Origin of the sequence: Azoarcus sp. DN11 (assembly GCF_003628555.1) — a bacterium.
Lineage (GTDB): Bacteria > Pseudomonadota > Gammaproteobacteria > Burkholderiales > Rhodocyclaceae > Aromatoleum.
Genome location: NZ_CP021731.1, coordinates 3,270,937 through 3,286,897, shown reverse-complemented (window position 1 = coordinate 3,286,897; position 15,961 = coordinate 3,270,937). Strand labels below are relative to the sequence as shown.

General features: G+C 61.2%; 16 protein-coding genes. 5 read left to right on the top strand and 11 right to left on the bottom strand.

The features are described from left to right. Positions 1–238: 238 nt before the first annotated feature. The 3 genes from CDA09_RS15105 to CDA09_RS15095 are packed head-to-tail and all read right to left on the bottom strand — an operon-like array spanning position 239 to position 2,058. Positions 239–1,033, bottom strand: coding sequence for an NHL repeat-containing protein (locus CDA09_RS15105; RefSeq protein WP_121429403.1), 795 nt, complete (start codon positions 1,031–1,033; stop codon positions 239–241). 23 nt (positions 1,034–1,056) lie between these two features. After that, positions 1,057–1,794 (bottom strand): HAD family hydrolase, encoded by a 738-nt coding sequence (locus CDA09_RS15100; RefSeq protein WP_121429402.1) that lies wholly within the window; start codon positions 1,792–1,794, stop codon positions 1,057–1,059. A gap of 42 nt (positions 1,795–1,836) precedes the next feature. Continuing rightward, positions 1,837–2,058 (bottom strand): tautomerase family protein, encoded by a 222-nt coding sequence (locus CDA09_RS15095; protein ID WP_121429401.1) that lies wholly within the window; start codon positions 2,056–2,058, stop codon positions 1,837–1,839. Between the two features lie 141 nt (positions 2,059–2,199). Here CDA09_RS15095 and istA point away from each other — a divergent pair, with 141 nt between their 5' ends. Continuing rightward, positions 2,200–3,693, top strand: coding sequence for an IS21 family transposase (gene istA, locus CDA09_RS15090; protein WP_121429400.1), 1,494 nt, complete (start codon positions 2,200–2,202; stop codon positions 3,691–3,693). After that, the gene (gene istB / locus CDA09_RS15085; RefSeq protein WP_353616648.1) at positions 3,683–4,411 is read left to right on the top strand and encodes an IS21-like element helper ATPase IstB; all 729 of its coding nucleotides are present in this window, start codon (positions 3,683–3,685) and stop codon (positions 4,409–4,411) included. Before istA ends, istB begins: the two co-directional genes overlap by 11 nt. Before the next feature lie 233 nt (positions 4,412–4,644). Here the strand turns inward: istB and cap2-3 are convergent, their stop codons facing one another. Further along, positions 4,645–6,789, bottom strand: a complete 2,145-nt coding sequence (cap2-3, locus tag CDA09_RS15080; protein WP_286164161.1) for an anti-phage 6A-MBL system cap2_3 protein — start codon at positions 6,787–6,789, stop codon at positions 4,645–4,647. Continuing rightward, positions 6,786–7,445, bottom strand: a complete 660-nt coding sequence (locus CDA09_RS23685; RefSeq protein ID WP_502697095.1) for a hypothetical protein — start codon at positions 7,443–7,445, stop codon at positions 6,786–6,788. The genes cap2-3 and CDA09_RS23685 overlap by 4 nt, the downstream gene beginning before the upstream one ends. 742 nt (positions 7,446–8,187) lie before the next feature. Between CDA09_RS23685 and CDA09_RS15070 the strand changes: the two genes are divergently transcribed. Continuing rightward, positions 8,188–8,970, top strand: a complete 783-nt coding sequence (locus CDA09_RS15070) for a WYL domain-containing transcriptional regulator (RefSeq protein ID WP_286164158.1) — start codon at positions 8,188–8,190, stop codon at positions 8,968–8,970. Between the two features lie 6 nt (positions 8,971–8,976). Continuing rightward, positions 8,977–9,765 carry a hypothetical protein gene (locus CDA09_RS15065; protein ID WP_121429397.1) on the top strand — a complete coding sequence of 263 codons (789 nt, stop codon included), beginning with the start codon at positions 8,977–8,979 and terminating at the stop codon, positions 9,763–9,765. 83 nt (positions 9,766–9,848) lie between these two features. Here CDA09_RS15065 and CDA09_RS15060 read toward each other — a convergent pair whose 3' ends face one another. From CDA09_RS15060 to CDA09_RS15040, 5 genes are all read right to left on the bottom strand, one after another. Continuing rightward, on the bottom strand, positions 9,849–11,132 hold the full coding sequence (locus CDA09_RS15060) for a hypothetical protein (protein ID WP_121429396.1): 1,284 nt from the start codon (positions 11,130–11,132) through the stop codon (positions 9,849–9,851). Positions 11,133–11,145: 13 nt separating this feature from the next. Next, on the bottom strand, positions 11,146–11,964 hold the full coding sequence (locus CDA09_RS15055; RefSeq protein ID WP_121429395.1) for a TIGR02391 family protein: 819 nt from the start codon (positions 11,962–11,964) through the stop codon (positions 11,146–11,148). Positions 11,965–11,986: 22 nt separating this feature from the next. After that, on the bottom strand, positions 11,987–12,289 hold the full coding sequence (locus tag CDA09_RS15050; RefSeq protein ID WP_121429394.1) for a helix-turn-helix domain-containing protein: 303 nt from the start codon (positions 12,287–12,289) through the stop codon (positions 11,987–11,989). Further along, positions 12,273–12,656 (bottom strand): type II toxin-antitoxin system RelE/ParE family toxin, encoded by a 384-nt coding sequence (locus CDA09_RS15045; RefSeq protein WP_121430883.1) that lies wholly within the window; start codon positions 12,654–12,656, stop codon positions 12,273–12,275. Before CDA09_RS15045 ends, CDA09_RS15050 begins: the two co-directional genes overlap by 17 nt. 106 nt (positions 12,657–12,762) lie before the next feature. Further along, a complete protein-coding gene (locus CDA09_RS15040; RefSeq protein WP_121429393.1) occupies positions 12,763–13,965 on the bottom strand; it encodes a tyrosine-type recombinase/integrase in 1,203 nt (400 codons plus the stop codon). Positions 13,966–14,244: 279 nt separating this feature from the next. On the opposite strand from CDA09_RS15040, the gene CDA09_RS15035 reads away from it, so the two are divergent. After that, a complete protein-coding gene (locus CDA09_RS15035; protein ID WP_121429392.1) occupies positions 14,245–14,700 on the top strand; it encodes a DUF1178 family protein in 456 nt (151 codons plus the stop codon). Between the two features lie 20 nt (positions 14,701–14,720). Here CDA09_RS15035 and CDA09_RS15030 read toward each other — a convergent pair whose 3' ends face one another. Further along, positions 14,721–15,935, bottom strand: a complete 1,215-nt coding sequence (locus CDA09_RS15030; protein WP_121429391.1) for an alkaline phosphatase family protein — start codon at positions 15,933–15,935, stop codon at positions 14,721–14,723. Positions 15,936–15,961 lie beyond the last annotated feature (26 nt).

The window sequence follows — 15,961 nt, the reverse complement described above, 5'->3', positions numbered from 1 at the left end:
TGTGCGGAAATAACTTCGGCCCGGACACGCTGCCGATATCGCTTTGCTTGACCGACCGAATGGTGGCGCAATAATTTGGCCTTTCACTGTCACCATGCCGCTCCTGCTTTACCGTGCAACTTCCGGCGCCTTGGCTTCGTCGTCGCTCGAAGCGCCGCCGGAAAGCCCGGAGAGCGCGTCATGGGCAATCGCGATGGCTTCTCGTCGATTCGACAGAGGGCGTGTACTGCTGACCTACTCAAGTCGTGGCAACACGGAATCCGTAGGCCGTGTTCGTACCCCAGTCGGCAACGACAGCCGTTGAACGGTCGGCAGAGACAACGAGTCCGACGGGGCTTCTGAGGCCGTTGGCGACGACTAGCGTGTTCCCATCTTTGCGCACTTGCTTGACCTCGGTACCACCGTAGTCGACCACGTAGACGGATTCTTCGTCCGCAATGGCGATGCCGGGGCCCGGCTGCACAAATTCCCTTGAAACCGTTCGAGTGCGCCCGTCGGAGCCAGCAAAGGCAACACCTCCGTTGATGTTCGACACGAAGTAGCTGCCGTCCGCAAGTTGGACGGCACCCACCGGCGTCTGTAGATCCCCTTCCACTGCGATGGCGAGACGTCCCTTTGTATCCGCTGCGAGGATTTGGTTGGTTCTTCGGTTTGCGATCAACAGGCGTCCGCGAAGATCGAAAGAGAGACCTGCCGGTGTACCGAGTCCGCGCACAAAAACTTCCCTCTGACCTGAGCGGCTGATCCTCCAGATCAAATCGCCGCTGTAGGAGGCGACGTAGAGATCTCCGTCCGGTCCGAGCGCCAGACCTGACGGACCGTTCAGATCGGCAGCGAGCACCGATACATCGCCGGTGGCGGCAACGCTTACCACTGTGCCGGCACTCCAGTTGGCCACAAGCAGACGGCCCTCGCGATCGACCGCCATACCCACCGGTGAGGAAAGGCCCCTGGCGATGATGCGATCGCGATTCCAGCGCAGTGGAGCGCCGAAAGCAGGTACGCCAAGTGCAGGCACGATTGCTGCCATCATTGCCATTGCCTTGCGCCGTGTGATCATATTGCCTCCCCGACGAGTGCGGACAGGTCCGTATGGACAAGTGACAGGTCTTCGGGGGCTGCCAGATGCAGGCGACGCCACCCACGGCTGAGCGCAACGGAGTCGAGTGCGCGGTCGCCGATGACGGCCACAGGATGACCAACGGCGCTCAACATGGGAACGTCAGAAACATCGTCGCCGAACGCCCAGCAGTCGTCCGCCCTTGCCGCACGATGAGCGAGGAATTCCGCGATAGCTACGGCCTTTCCGTCACCGATCGTCTGTGGTGCTTCGAAGCGCCCGGTGTATTTGCCGTTGGCATGAAGCAGGCTAGTGGCGAGCACTTCTTGCACACCAAGATGGTCCGCAATAGGTACCAGGATTTCCTTGAATGAGCCGGAGACAAACACCGGCTCGACACCCTTTGCGCGCAGGCCATCGAGTTCGTCCACTACTTCGGTGACAAAAAGGTTCGGATCGGCCAACGCACTACGAGACCAAGCCTGCGCGCAGGCGGTCACGGCATCCACAGAGCGGCCAGCGAAGAACTCGTAGTAACGGCGATTGATAAGTTCGCGCAGTGCGCCGCTTTCTGCAAGGCCACGCAGAATGGCCGTCACGTCTTCGAACTCTTCCGACACTGCCTGGCCGTTCACGCGATTCCATCGGCGATACCAATAGTCGTGGAAGCTGAACATGCTCTTCATGTTCAGCAGGGTGCCATCGACGTCGAAAAATGCGTAGGTGTGTTTCATTTCAGGGGTCCTCTCTGTAAAAGGGTCGCGGACTTTGGACAGTCAGGTCGCAGTACGGCGCCGACTCAACTCCGGGAAATCCGGGTTCGAGCCCAGCACGCCTCCTTCTCCCCAGCGGTTCTGGGGGATTTCGTTGATGATCACGACGATTTTGTCCATGGGCACGCCTGCAATCTCGTGGACGACCTTCGTCAGCGCTTCGATCAAAGCCTGACTCTTTTGGTCGCCCAAAGTCGGCCAAGTGGTTATGGTGATGAACGGCATGGCGATCCTTTCTGGTCAGGGGAGAGTTGTTGCTACGCATTGAAAATTGACCCCCTTTCGCGGGTTGTGCGCGCTGAAAATTGACCCTGGTGATTAACCTGCCTGCTCGATGTTTGAGCAGGGTTCGAGGAGATGATCACCATGAACATGCTGGGCAAGATTCGGCGGTTGCACTTTCGCGACGGTCTGTCGATCAAGGAGATCTGCCGGCGCACGGGGCTGGCACGCAACACCGTGCGGCAATGGCTGAGGGCTGGCGAGGGAGCCGAACCGAAGTACCGGCGAACGGCGCGGGAGACGGTACTGGCGCCCTTCGAGACGCGGCTCGTGCAGTGGCTCGAGGCGGACGCCCGACGGGCGAAGCGGGAGCGGCGCACGGCGCTGGTGCTGTTTCGGCAGTTGAAGGAGTTGGGCTTCACGGGCAGCTACTCGCGGGTGAGCGAGTACGTGCGACGCTGGCGCGAGGCCGGTGGGAAGCCTGCGAAATCGAGCTTCATCCCGCTCAAATTCGAATTCGGCGAGGCCTTCCAGTTTGACTGGAGCGAGGAATCGCTGGTGATCGGCGGCTTCCATCGCAAGGTGCTGCTCGCCCATACGAAGCTCTGTGCGAGCCGCGCCTTCATGCTCGCGGCCTACCCGACGCAGAGCCATGAGATGCTGTTCGATGCGCACACGCGTGCGTTCCGGGTGTTCGGCGGCATTCCCCGGCGTGGCATCTACGACAACATGAAGACCGCCGTCGACAAGGTTGGCGTGGGCAAGCGGCGCATCGTCAATACGCGCTTCGCGGCGATGGCGGCGCACTACCTGTTCGATCCGGACTTCTGCAACGTTGCCAGCGGCTGGGAGAAAGGGGTCGTCGAGAAGAACGTGCAGGACAGCCGGCGGCGCCTGTGGCAGGAGGCGCTACAACGGCGCTTCGGCAGTTTCACCGAACTGAACGCCTGGCTTGAGGTGCGCTGCCAGGCGCTGTGGTCGGAACTGGCGTACCCGGACGCCGAGCACCTCACCATCGCCGACGCCCTCACGCTTGAGCGCGATGCCTTGATGCCGATGGTGCCGAGCTTCGATGGCTACGTGGAGGCGATCGTACCGGTGTCCAGTACCAGTCTCGTGACGAACGAGCGCAATCGCTACTCGGTCCCGTGCGCCTTCGCCAACCAGAAGGTGAGCCTGCGGCTGTACCCCGAGCGGATCGAGATCCATGCCGAGGACGGTCTCGTCGCCACCCATGCGCGTAGCTTCGAGCGTGGCCAGGTCATCTACGACTGGCAGCACTACCTGCCGCTGCTCGAACGCAAGCCGGGCGCGTTGCGCAACGGAGCACCCTTCGAGGGCTTGCCGGCGCCGCTGCAGCAACTGCGGGCGCTGCTCGTCAAACGCCCGGGCGGCGACCGCCTGATGGCCGACATTCTGGCGCACGTCCCCCGGCATGGCCTGGAGAACGTGCTGGTGGCGGTCGAAGTGATCCTCGAATCCGGCTCGCCCAGCGCCGAGCACGTCAAGAATGTGCTCGCCCGCCTGCGCCAGGCACCCCCACCGACACCCCTCGACACGGCACTCGCGGTGACCGAGGCACCGCTTGCCGACGCCGGCCGCTACGACCGTCTGCACGCGGAGAACGATCATGCGTGAGATCGTCGCCGAACTGAAATCGCTGCGGTTGCACGGCATGGCCCAGCGTTACGAGGAATTGCTCGCGGAAGGCGGCGTCGGCATCCAGAGTGCCGGCTGGCTCATGCAGTGTCTGCTCGAGGCTGAAGTCACCGACCGCCATGTGCGTTCGATCCGCTATCAGATGGGGGCGGCGCGTTTCCCCATGCACCGCGATCTGGCCGGCTTCGACTTCGACAAGTCGAAAGTCGATGCAAAATTGATCGATGAACTCGCCACCGCGGCCTTCACCGACGCCGCCGCCAACGTCGTGTTCATCGGCGGAACCGGGACCGGCAAGACGCATCTCGCGACCGCCTTGGGTGTGAAGGCGATCACCGAGCAGGGCAAGCGGGTGCGCTTCTTCTCCACCGTCGAGCTCGCCAACAGTCTGGAACTGGAGAAGGCCGCCGGCAAACAGGGGCGGCTCGCGCACGCGCTGATGCACGTCGACCTCGTGATCCTCGACGAGCTGGGCTATCTGCCCTTCAGCCAGGCCGGCGGCGCCTTGCTCTTCCACCTGATCTCCAAGCTCTACGAGCGCACCAGCGTGATCATCACGACGAACCTGACCTTTGCCGAATGGCCCTCCGTGTTCGGCGACGCGAAGATGACGACTGCGCTCCTCGACCGTCTCACGCACCACTGCCACATCGTGGAAACGGGCAACGAATCCTTCCGTTTCCAGCAAAGCAGTTAGACGGCCAAGGCGCGCGTCCGGGCGCGCGAGGCGAGCCGGGCGACGCGGCCCGTCGAGTCCCTGGATGTGACCGCGGAGCCGGACGCGCCATTCTGAGCCGAGGGGGAGGAAGCGGCTGCGGGCTACGCCCTTCGCCGCTTCCTCCCCCTCGGTCGATACGACTACACTTCAATACAGCCAATCAATGATGAACGGCTAAACCCCCGGGGTCAGAATTCGGTGCACACGGGGGGTCAAAATTCAACGCGCGCGGACAGGCTATGCCAAGTTCCGATGAAGGCGAGATACCCCAAAGAGGCTCCATTTGCCGTGCGCAAATTCTGAACAAGTCCATCCGTTCCGAGGACGAAGCGGGCGGCCTCTCGAATGCTGTCAGGCGGAGCGTCCACGATGCCCGCAATGGTGATGGTTCGATTTTCAAACGAGATGCGGCCGACCAAGGCTCCGCCTGTTTCCAGGGAACCCCAGTGCAGCGCATCAGCATGGATCGCTTGCGCGACCGGGTGCAGAATCCGAATGTTCCAGCCACCATCGTCAGCTACTTCGAGCACAGTGGTCGGGCCAAGGTTGGCGCGGGTCCATGCCATACCGAGGCCTTCGGCATCCGAGACCCCGGCGCAAAGCATTGCCTCCTTCGGAAGCCCGCCAACGAGCCAGCGTTCCAGTTGCATGCCGGCCAGTGACGAAGAACGCGAAACAACGGCATCAGACATTGGCATCGTCAGTGAACGGCAGTTGTCGCCCACAAAAATGCGCGTCGGCTCCGACGTATCCCCGGCAATCGATGCCCGCAGTTCCGGCACAAACCGACAGCACTCGAACAAGAATGCTGTAAGGTCGTCAATGCGGCCGGCGCGACCAGGCCCTTCGAGCAAAACCGCGACACAGCGGCCCTGACCATACATCGCGATCCGTACCAGGCGGGCAGGAGACTGGTTCAGTGCTGCTGATTGTGTTTCTGCGGCCAGCACCTGAAGTGAGGCCGTCGCGTCCACGATGAGGGCCGCATCCTGCGGAACGACTGTGGCGAACTGTGCCGGATCGACCAGAAGGGTCACGGCGTCGGTGTCGAACGCGCGCGATTGAAGATGCGACAGCTCCTCAAAGGCCGTCTTCATCAGTGCCGACTTCCGAGGTGGAACCAGTACCGATGCCCGCTCAATGAGTGCATGCCGCGCCGCGTTGTGAGGCGACATGGATTCGTTGTCGACGAAAGTCATTGAGCCGAAACCTGCTCGCCCCAGTTGCATCGCGATTTTCGATCCCACACTTCCGCAGCCCAGTATGACCAGCGGCTGCGATGTGGCTGCTGATGGAATGCCGGACGTTCTTGCCAATAGCTCGGGGGACAGCGCATGCGCATGAAAGGCCGGGTGAACCGTGGCGTTTCGCTCTAGGAGTGATTGGGTATTGAGTTCATAGCGCACCACATAGGGCAATACCTCGATACTTCTCCCTGGTGAACCCACAAGCGAAGCTGGCCGTTGTACAGTCAGAATCACAATCGCGTACAAGCCATGCACCCAGCCGCGCGAGTCCTGCTGCATATCCAGGATCGAGCGTCCGTAATAACCATCCAAGCCTTGGGCCAAAGCGTCGCGATCAATGCCGAGTTCCGCTGCTCGATCAAGCAGCGTAGCGAGATCGACAACCGTCTCCGGTTGATAGTGTCCGACGACATACGGGTGGCCGCCGGTTATTGGAGCCCGCGCAATGAAGGCCGCAGTACGACCATTTCCCCACTTGCCCAACTTGTCGTTGTGAACTTCCTGAAAGAACACTGCATCGATTTGTGCGGTCAGTTCGGCATTGATGATGGCGTATAGCCCGCCATCAATGGTCACGTAGCCTGCCGGAACTACCAGAATCGTGCCGTCAGCGGGTGCGGCAGCCGCGACCTTCTCGGCACTGAATACAATGGTCGAGGGACAACTGTCTCGGCGCGTCGGCTCCCACCCCTGTTCCAAGTCCAGCAATGTTCCGGCTGCGGCTTTGTGGAGCCAATCGACCAACTGATCGACAATGGCGTCCAGGCCAAACCGATGCAGTAACTCGTCCAACGACCCCTCGAACAGGCAAGGCGAGACCAGCTCACCTTCGCGATGGGGGTTGATGTGCGGCAAATTGAGCGGGAAGTCCGCACGTAAGAAAGGATTGGGCGCAGACAGGGGCCAATCACTGCCGAATGCCAGCACGCATGTCTCGACAGCGCGCACTCCGGTTTCGGAGACGCCGTTACGTCGTGACCTGTTTGGCAGTTGGACGGCAACATCGACTTCTATTTGCGTCGATGCACCGCTTGCCTTTGGCTCGCCAACGCGAATCAGGCCCCGATGCCGCTGAAGTTGATGTAGTGCGTCTGCGATGGCGCCCGTCATGATGCCCCGTGCGGCATCGGAGTGCGCGCGGAGGTGATCACGGCAGCGGCCTTCGATCCGGACTCCTTCTTCGAGGGAGGCTGCACACCCTGAGCGGTGACGGTGAAAACGAGGGGTTCCACGGACTTCTCGCTCGGGTATTCGCCCGTGCAGTAGAACTCGCCCTTTGCTTCGTCCACGATTGCCACGTACTCACGCTTTGCGCGGATGCAGGGTGGATCACTGTCGTCGTCTGCAATCGGCTTGCAACTAGCGACGATGACGGCGCCGTCACGGGTCTGCGAAAGCGCCTTGCGGGCATCGGCATCGAGTTCGGCCTTCTCACCGTAGTCGGACCAACTGTCATAGGACAGCGAATGCCAGGAACAGTGATGCGGTGCCTGCATGATGTCGTACTCAAGTACATCGGTTTCGGCCTCGTGACGCTGCCACTGGCGGTTCCAGATGAACACCTCAGCATCGCCCCCAGTAAGGAACTTTGCGCCATCCGGCGTCTGAGCATCAGCGGCCAATGTGATGTTCAGGATCACGCTGGACTGGTTCTTGACCAGGCACTCTTCCTCTTCTTCGTCGTCCTGGGCATCCAGGGGTGCCAAAAGAAACGCAGAGAAGAATGCGGAACTCTTGCCGTTGATCGTCGAGAAACGCGTGTCCACCTTCCGCACAATTGAGGTGAGATCACGGTTTTTCCGTCGATGTCCTCGCCCATGATCTGGATGCGGTCGCCGTTTCCGACGGCGAAGTTCTTGTCGCGGTTCAGTTGTACCCGCCGACGTGCCTCCGTGTTGAATGCTTTGGCGTCGTCGCTCAAAGTGTGCGTCTTGCTGGCGCGTCGAAACACGATCGGGGACGACCACATCTCGCGGATCACGATTTTCTTGTCCTTGTCGTCCTTCTTGTCATCCGGGTACTTGTCCAGCGGTCCCAGGTAGAAATGGCGCGTCAGGCCACGGCAATGATCCTGGTCCGGGTGGCTCAACAGGAAGGCATCGACATACGGCCTGCCGTTCTCATCCTTTTTCAGCCGTTCACGCAGATCCTTGGCAACGTCGCGCACGTCCTTTTCGGGGTTGTCGGCGTCCTGCCGAATGTTTACGTCGATCAGCAGCGTCGTTGCGTCGAGGTCGCCGAATTTGATGAGAGTCATGTCCCCGTTGTCGACGGGGAAAAACGTGATGGTAGTAGGCATTGGGGTCTCCGGGTAGACGACCGAAGGATGATCGCGTATAGTTAATGTACGACGATTTTTTATATCCGTCTACTTTTTAGGCGTAAATAATGCAAGAGCCTCCTGCCACTGCCGCCGATCCTGCTGAGCCCAAGGGACTAAGTTGGGGGTTGGAGAGCAGACTTCAATTCATCGATTTCCGTTTGCGCTGGGAGCGGCGTATCAATCGAATGGATCTCACCGAGCACTTCGGCATATCGGTCCCACAGGCCTCACTGGACATTGCCAAGTACACGGAGTTGGCGCCGAACAACCTGATTTATGACCGCAGTTCCAAGACGTACACGGCAGCACCGAGTTTTCATCCGCTTTACCAGCGAAGTTCGGCGCAACACTATCTAGCTGAGCTGCTGGCCACCAAGATGGGAGTCATCGAACCAGCGGCCAGCTTTATTGGCTCAGCGCCTGAGGCAGATTGGGCACCGTCCCCTTGGCGCACGATCAATGAACAGGCCGTCGAAGCAGTGGTCCGGGCAATTCGGCAGCAGGAAGCCATTTGGGTGAGCTACCAGTCCATGACGTCCTTGGACGAATCGGTTCGTCTGCTGTCGCCGCACGCTCTGGGCAACGACGGTTTTCGCTGGCACATGCGCGCGTTTTGCCATAAGCGCCAGCGCTTCAGCGATTTTGTCCTCGCCCGAATCCTGCGCATCGATGGCTTCGAGGCGAGCCAAGTGGACTCCAGCCAGGATTCGCATTGGCAAACTGTATTGACGCTGGTGCTTGCACCGCATCCCGATTTGCCCGCTGCCAAGAAACGAGTCCTGGAGTTGGACTATGGAATGGAGGGTGGACAGGTCAAACTTCCATGCCGCCAAGCGTTTCTGTACTACACACTGAGGCGTTTGGGCTTGCATACCAAGGAAGCACCCGACCCCCTCGCGCAGCAGATCACTTTGAAAAACCGCGATGAAATTCAACCCTATATTGATGCCTTGTCGGCCCAAAGCTAAGCACCTATGACGAATATTTTTGAACTGGTCAAAGACCCCTACGAGCGCAAGGCGCGCGTAATTCCAGGACTTCTTGTAGCTTTGCCGCTGCTCGTTCCCTTGTTGTGTGTCTACGGCGCAAAGCACCCGGTACTTACAGGCGTGATCGGACTGCTGGGTGGCTGCGGTGCCATTTATGCGCTCGCAAGCGTAGCCCGTGGACGGGGAAAAAAGTTGGAAGAGTCCCTAGTGAAAAAATGGGGCGGAATGCCAACAACCATCGCCCTGCGCCATCGTGACAAATTTCTGGATAGCGTCAGCAAGCAGCGATATCACACCGCGATTACAGCTAAGCTGGGTATTGCCATGCCGAACGCAGAAGAGGAATCAGCAGATCAGGACAAGGCGGACGATACCTACATTGGGGCAACCAAGCGACTCCGCGAACTCACCCGTTCCAACAAGCAGCTCCTACTCAAAGAGAATATTGCATACGGATTCCATCGCAATATGTTAGCGATGAAACCCGTTGGCATTTTGTCGTGCCTCTTGGGTATCCTTTATGGATTGTTGATTGCAAAAATCTTGCAGGTTGCGCCTCCACATTTTGAACCTGTGCATTTTGCTGATCCGGGGCTCGCTGCAGGCCTAACGCTGCTCATTTCGCTGGCGTTACTGGCCGCTTGGCTACTGTATTTCGATCAGAGCGCAGTCAGGCGGATGGGGTTCGTCTATGCAGAACGCCTATTCGAGTGCTTGCCGTCTTTGCCTTCTTCGGCCCCGCGAAAAAGAGCACCAAAACCGACGACGGACTGAGATCTGTCCAACTAGCAAACAGGCGCCTGGCTCCGCTGTAGTGTTTGCCCGCAAGGTGATTCCGACATTCGGGATGGTCACGGTCACGCCTCTTGGCCAGTTTCAACTCGATTGCGATGCAGGTCCGAAACCACCGCGATCAACCTGTTGATCGGTTCGGCCAGCCGCTTCGGCAATACGCGGTGCTGGGTATGAGTTTTCAGGTCGGCGATCCAGCGATGTGCTACCCACACGTCTTCTTCGGGGTGGTTGTTGTCCACGCCGTTGCAGTATTTGTAGCCAACGAGCGCATCAGTGTGCGACAGCAGGATGCGCGCCATCGTCATGTGGAAGCGATGGGCTTGGAGATCAGCCGGGCCTTTGGGGCGCGGCAAGGTCAGCCGTAGGCATCGCTGGCCGTTGAACTCACTCCAGTCGGGGCCAACGACCTGTCCAGCACGCTCCAGCATCTTGCGCGACTGTTCGTTCTTGCCATTGACCAGGGCAACGGCGACCGCACCCTTCGGGTACTCCAGCTTTTCGGCGAGCAGGTTCATCCAGCGCACCAACTTGTTCAGGGTCTCATCGTCCGCAAACACAAGAAATTGATGCCGCTGCTCGTCGTCGAGAAACGCCGGCAATTGCGCGTAGAGGGGATACAGCAGGTCGTGGAGATAGACGTAGGTCTGCCTGCGCCCTTGCTCGTGGCTCCGCGTGGTTGCGGTCAATACCTGCTGTGCCCATTCCGGCGTGAGTTCGGCCAGCGTCATCTCGGTGATGTCGATGGAGATGAGCGGGAATCCGAGCGACTTCCCGATCAGCGCCTTGCGTCCATCGAAAGCGTGGCCAAGTTCGATTTCAACGCCGCCCAGCACCATCGGCTCGGCCTGGACCGGCGGCCCGAGCACGGCAACGTCAAGCCGGAATTTGCTGCCGAAAGGCGTCTCCAGGGGATGCTCGGTTGCCACCCGGTCGGCGCCGAGCAACAAGTTGCCTTCCAGCGGATAGTCCGACGCATCCGCATCCTTGAACGCCCACGGCATCGCAAGCCCCGCATTCAAGCGTCGGGAGAGTTCGGCCGCGACCAGTTCTTTCGCCTGCCGGTGTTCGGAGCTTTCCTGTACGGCGTGCCACCGGCTGGCTTCTTCATCGTCGAAGTGCGCTTTGGGATTAAAGGTGTGCTGGGCAGGAAGCACGCGGAAGTGGGATCGCCGACGCAACTTCCCGCTCTCAAAGGAGGGGCTGACCCATGTCACCATCTGTCGTGATGCGCCGGGAGACACCAGGGGCCACAGCTTGCGTGCATGTTCCCGGCTGCGAACGTCACGCGCGGCGATCATGGTCTGGAAAATCCCTTTTCGAGAGAAGACAACGATCGCCTCGTCCATTCCTGTCTTTCCCTTATGGCGATACGGCCGCTAGTTTCGTGGTGCCATCCAGCTTGCGGTGAATCAGCGATACCAGCGTCAGGATGTCCAGTGCGTCCTGTTCGGACATGGGCCAATTCGTCTTGGGTGCATGCGCCAGCGGATTGCGCACGGCGCCGAACAGGCCGATCAGCAGATTGGCAAAGCCTTTCTGCTCGCTCTTCTCGGACTCGGTGGTGAGCGGTCCCAAGGCGAGAACGGGCTGCTGGCCAGCGAATGCCTTATTCACCAAGTCCGCGCCATCGCCGTTCAGGCCCGACAGCAGGCGAATCCGCTCCGCAACGCCTTTCGTTGCCTCGAACACGGCATGGAAGTAGTTTTCATCCAGCAGCTCGGCGCGGCAATAGTTCAGCACTTCCGCGTGGACGACGCGGCTTTCCAGCGCGGCCTTGAGTCGTCCAGCTCGTGCGCGCGCGGCATCAAGCGTCGTGGCCTTGTCGGCATGCGCGACCTTGCCGTCGTCGCGCACGTAGAAACCGGAGAAGGCAAGGACGACATTGAGTTCGTCGCGCCGCCAGGCGAACGTCGCTGGGTCACGGGCGTAGTTCACCGGGTTCATCGCACGGTTGATGAACATGATGAGATGGTTGCCGATCTGATGCTGGTTCTGTGCACCGGCCAGCGCATTGAACAACCGCTTCCACTTGGTCATGCCGGGTGACGTGTCGGCAATCTCGATTTCTTGCAGCAGGCGTTCGATCTGCGTGCCGCTCAAGCCGTGCTCGGTATCGGCGAGCACGCGGCACGCAGCTTCAAGATGCTGTGAGCTGAAAGGGTCAATTCGCGTCGCCAATGCCAGTCTCCCTCGTCAAGCGTCAGATGATGGCCTGCAGGCCCTTGTCGGCGATGACGTTCAGCAGTTTGAGTGCCGGCCCCGTGGGATGGGTGTCGCCTTGCTCCCATTTGCGCACGGTCGAGGTCGACGTGTGCAAATGCAGAGCGAACACCGGCTGGCTGAACTTCAAGGCTTCGCGCAGGCGTTTGATGTCGGCAGCGCTGAACTCCCGCACCGGCGGCGGGCAGATCGCGTCGAACTCGCGCATCGTCACCTTACTGATCGCTCCTGCTTCGTGGAGCGCAGCCAGGTCGCCACGCAGGGATTCAATGATCTTGCTCACAATGCACCTCCAATAACACGCCCGACTGCAGCGCCTTCGACAAAGCCTCGGCGGACAGTTCCAGAAACACCTTACCGGCGAATTGCAGCGCTTTCTTTTCGTCCTGCGTGATGTTCGCCTTGTCACTCTTGGGGAACCCATGCAGGAACACGTAGCGGCTACCGATCCGAGCCGACAGCAACGTGCGGTAACCACCGCTCTTGCCGCCGCCGGGGCGGGCAACCCGCTTCTTGTAGAGGAAGCCGCCCAAGTCCGCGTCAATCAGACCGCTTTCCATCTCCTGAACCGCCTTGCACAAGGCGGCATCAGGCAGCTTTTCGCTCGCCTGCCACCGCGCAAAGTCCTTTCGCTTGAGAACGCGCGTCATCTTGACCTCCAAACTATACCCGAAACGGGCACACTTTTCCAGGCCGCCGCGCGATGCACGGGTGGGGAGGGGCGCCGGGCCGACTGGGTTGATCGCTGGCCACTGGTCATGTGGTCACCTCCTTCGGTTCTTGGCGCGTACCGACGACCGACTTGCGCCTGCTCGCCACCAATTCGGCCGCCTTGCGCACGGGGTCGTCCTCGGTATGGACGTAGCGCATGAACATCGCCACGGTCTTGTGCGCGGTCAGCACCATGCCAACCTTGACCGGGATACCGGAGTTGGCAATATCGGTCGCCGAGCGGTGGCGGATGCCATGGGTGCCAACCTTCGGCACGCCGGCGCGGTCGAGAATGCGGCGCCATGCCTGGTAGTAGGAATGGGGGCCGAGTGGTTTGTCGTGATCGTTGATAGCAGGGCAGACGTAGGGCGATTTGCCATAGCGAGGCGCGTTCGTCAGCAGCCGACGGGCTTCCTCGCTCAACGGCTTCGACATATCGCCCGTCTTGCTGTCCGGCCAGACAACCCGGCCATTGGGCAAGTCGAGCCAATCCCACTGCAACAGCAGGATTTCCGACATGCGGGCTGCGAACTCGAATTGCAGCCGGACGGCCAGCAGATAGATCGGATGCTCCAGCCCCTTGGCCTCGGCCTTGTCCAAGTAGGCGAACAGGCTGACCATCTGCTCGTCGGTGATGAGGCGGGTCGACCCTTTCTCCGGGTACTTGGGTACGTGGCGACAAGGATTAGAGCCGTCGGGACGGTAGCCCCACAGTTCAGCCAGGTTGAACATCTTGCGAACGAGCGACAGCACGCGGTTGGCCTGCGTGGGGGACTTCTCCATGCGCTTCATCAGCGCGGTGATGTCGTGGCGGGTAACCTCGTGGACCTTTTTCGTTCCGAAGGCTGGGATGACGAAGTTGTCGATCTGGTACTGGTAGCCGTCCTGCGTACTCGGTTTGTTGTGCAGCTTGGAGTGGTCTTCCATGAACCGGCCGCACAGTTCCCTGACCGTCGGTGCCTTGCGGGCTTCGCCCTTGTCGTGGCCGGGGTCGCCGCCGCGCCGGACTTCAGCCAGCCAGTCCTGTGCCAGCGACCGCGCCTGTTCGACGGTCAGTTCACCGAACTGGCCCAGCGCCGGCTTGCGGCGAACGCCGGAGTTCGTTCGGTACTGAAGCATGAATACTTTGCGGCCGGTTGGTGTAACCTTGCACAAGAAGCCCGGAACGATCGTGTCCCGGAGTTCAAGGTCGCAGGTCTGTGCCTGAGCCGCGTCAACAACGCTTTTGGTTAGCTTGATCTTTGCCATTTGTCGCTCCTAGAGTCCACCGATTCCAGGAGCCGGCTAGGAGCCAAGCAAAAGAGAACCGGGGCGGTTTGCATCGCGCACCGGCATATGATCCAAGACGTTGGCTCTACGGAAAACCTGCCACAGCAAGCTGTATCCAAGCCCAGCGTTACCCCGGTGCGGACTCCATGCTCTGGCTTAAAATCTGCGGCCCTTGGCGTACGGGTTCGAGTCCCGTTCCCGGCACCACCGCGCGTCGGCACGTGTCTGTCTCATAGTTGTCCGACTCCGGAAGTTCACGTGATCGTTCTCAACCTCAGTTGCGAGCATGAGCACCTCTTCGAGGGGTGGTTCGCTTCGTCCGCAGCTTTCGAGGACCAGCGCGAGAGGGAACTGATCTCCTGTCCGGTGTGCGGGTCGACGGCCATCTCGCGCCGCCCCTCCGCGCCCTACGTGAATACTGGCGCCTCGGCGCCGGTGCGCGATCGAGGAGCGCCCACTCAGCCTGCGATGACCCGGCCAGCACCGGCCGCGGCCGAGCCGGATGTCGTGGCGGCCGCGGTGGCGATGCTCCGCCGCCTGGGGCGCGAATCCGAGGATGTGGGCGACCGTTTTGCCGACGAGGCGCGCCGCATTCATCACGGCGAGAGCCAGGCGCGCAACATCCGCGGCCGCGCGACGCGCGACGATGTCGGCGAATTGCTCGACGAGGGCATCGCCGTGCTGCCGTTGCCGGCGGACGAGGATCTGCACTGAGCCGGGGGGCCGGCGGATCTTCAGCAGCGCGCCTCGACCAGGGGAATCCACATTTCGTCGGCCGACAGTCCGCCGTGGACACCGATCATCGCGTGTTCCTGCTCGCCCGGGACGTGGTCGCGCAGCGTCCAGCCCGTCTCCATCAGCAGGGCATGGCTGCCGACCCGTTCCTGCAGTCGCGGATGGGGCTTCCCCGGCCCGAACAGGCCGAAGCCGATCAGGTCGGCCGAGCGCGACACGGTGGCCTTGCCTGCCAGGCATTCACGCGCCATCTGCTCGAAGTCCCGATCGGCGCCCTGACGCACGGCACAGAAGGTCGCGCGCCGCTCGCCGAACAGCGGGGCCGTGAGCATGCCGTGCAAACCGGGCAGCGTGTCGAGGTCCATCGCGCATTCGGGCGGCGAATCGATGAAGCCGTGGTCGGCGGTCAGGACGATGTCCGTATTGCTGCCCCGGAGCCGCTCGATGAGCTGGTTGAACGCGGCGTCGATGCGTCCGAAGTGCGTGATGACTTCGTTGGAATTGCAGCCGTAGGCGTGGCTGAGGCCGTCGAACGTCGGATAGTAGGCGTGCACCAGCATCCGCCCGGTTCCGCTCGCCGCGATCGTCTCGACGATGGCGTCGATCATCCCTTGCAGGCCCTTGTACGCGACCGTATCGGCACCGCGGCTGTGGCGGGACGAGTAGGGGGAAAAGGCGAGATCGCGGGGCGAGACGAAGACCGAGGGATGTTTGCGTCGCTGGAAGAGCGTGCGGTAGGAAAACAGGCGGGGTACGGTGAGGGGTGCCCTGATCGGGGAGCGATCGCGGCGCATGGTCGGCAGCGGCGCGATGACGCCACCGAAGCGCCGGTCGCGAATGAACCACCCGGTGAGACCGTGGCGGGCTGGTGCGAGGCCCGTCATCGTCGTCGTGACGGCGCTCGCGGTGGTGCTCGGGAATACCGAGGTGAGCCGGCCGGTGCGGTGTGCGAGCAGGGCGCCGTTTGTGCCGGTGCGCTGCAGGAACATGTCGCCCAGGCCGTCGATCAGGATGAAGACAAGCTTGCGCGGACCTGTGTCGACACGGGAGGCGGCGGGCGCCCCGGGCGGCTGCCACGGTCGGCCGTCGAGATAGTCGCGGAGTTGCCGGATCAGGGCGAAGAGGCCGCCGTCACGGTAATCCGGGAGCACGGCGTGCTGCGGGAGAGCGATCCTTTCCGGATCGGCAAAATCGGAGTGACGGACGCGGGGCATGGCGAGCGCTCTGCAAAAGACAAAAA

Coding starts and splice junctions, on each gene's coding strand:
- CDA09_RS15105 (WP_121429403.1), bottom strand. CDS start 1,033: ATGATGGCAGCAATCGTGCCTGCACTTGGCGTACCTGCTTTCGGCGCT.
- CDA09_RS15100 (WP_121429402.1), bottom strand. CDS start 1,794: ATGAAACACACCTACGCATTTTTCGACGTCGATGGCACCCTGCTGAAC.
- CDA09_RS15095 (WP_121429401.1), bottom strand. CDS start 2,058: ATGCCGTTCATCACCATAACCACTTGGCCGACTTTGGGCGACCAAAAG.
- istA (WP_121429400.1), top strand. CDS start 2,200: ATGAACATGCTGGGCAAGATTCGGCGGTTGCACTTTCGCGACGGTCTG.
- cap2-3 (WP_286164161.1), bottom strand. CDS start 6,789: ATGACGGGCGCCATCGCAGACGCACTACATCAACTTCAGCGGCATCGG.
- CDA09_RS15070 (WP_286164158.1), top strand. CDS start 8,188: ATGGATCTCACCGAGCACTTCGGCATATCGGTCCCACAGGCCTCACTG.
- CDA09_RS15065 (WP_121429397.1), top strand. CDS start 8,977: ATGACGAATATTTTTGAACTGGTCAAAGACCCCTACGAGCGCAAGGCG.
- CDA09_RS15060 (WP_121429396.1), bottom strand. CDS start 11,132: ATGGACGAGGCGATCGTTGTCTTCTCTCGAAAAGGGATTTTCCAGACC.
- CDA09_RS15045 (WP_121430883.1), bottom strand. CDS start 12,656: ATGACGCGCGTTCTCAAGCGAAAGGACTTTGCGCGGTGGCAGGCGAGC.
- CDA09_RS15040 (WP_121429393.1), bottom strand. CDS start 13,965: ATGGCAAAGATCAAGCTAACCAAAAGCGTTGTTGACGCGGCTCAGGCA.
- CDA09_RS15030 (WP_121429391.1), bottom strand. CDS start 15,935: ATGCCCCGCGTCCGTCACTCCGATTTTGCCGATCCGGAAAGGATCGCT.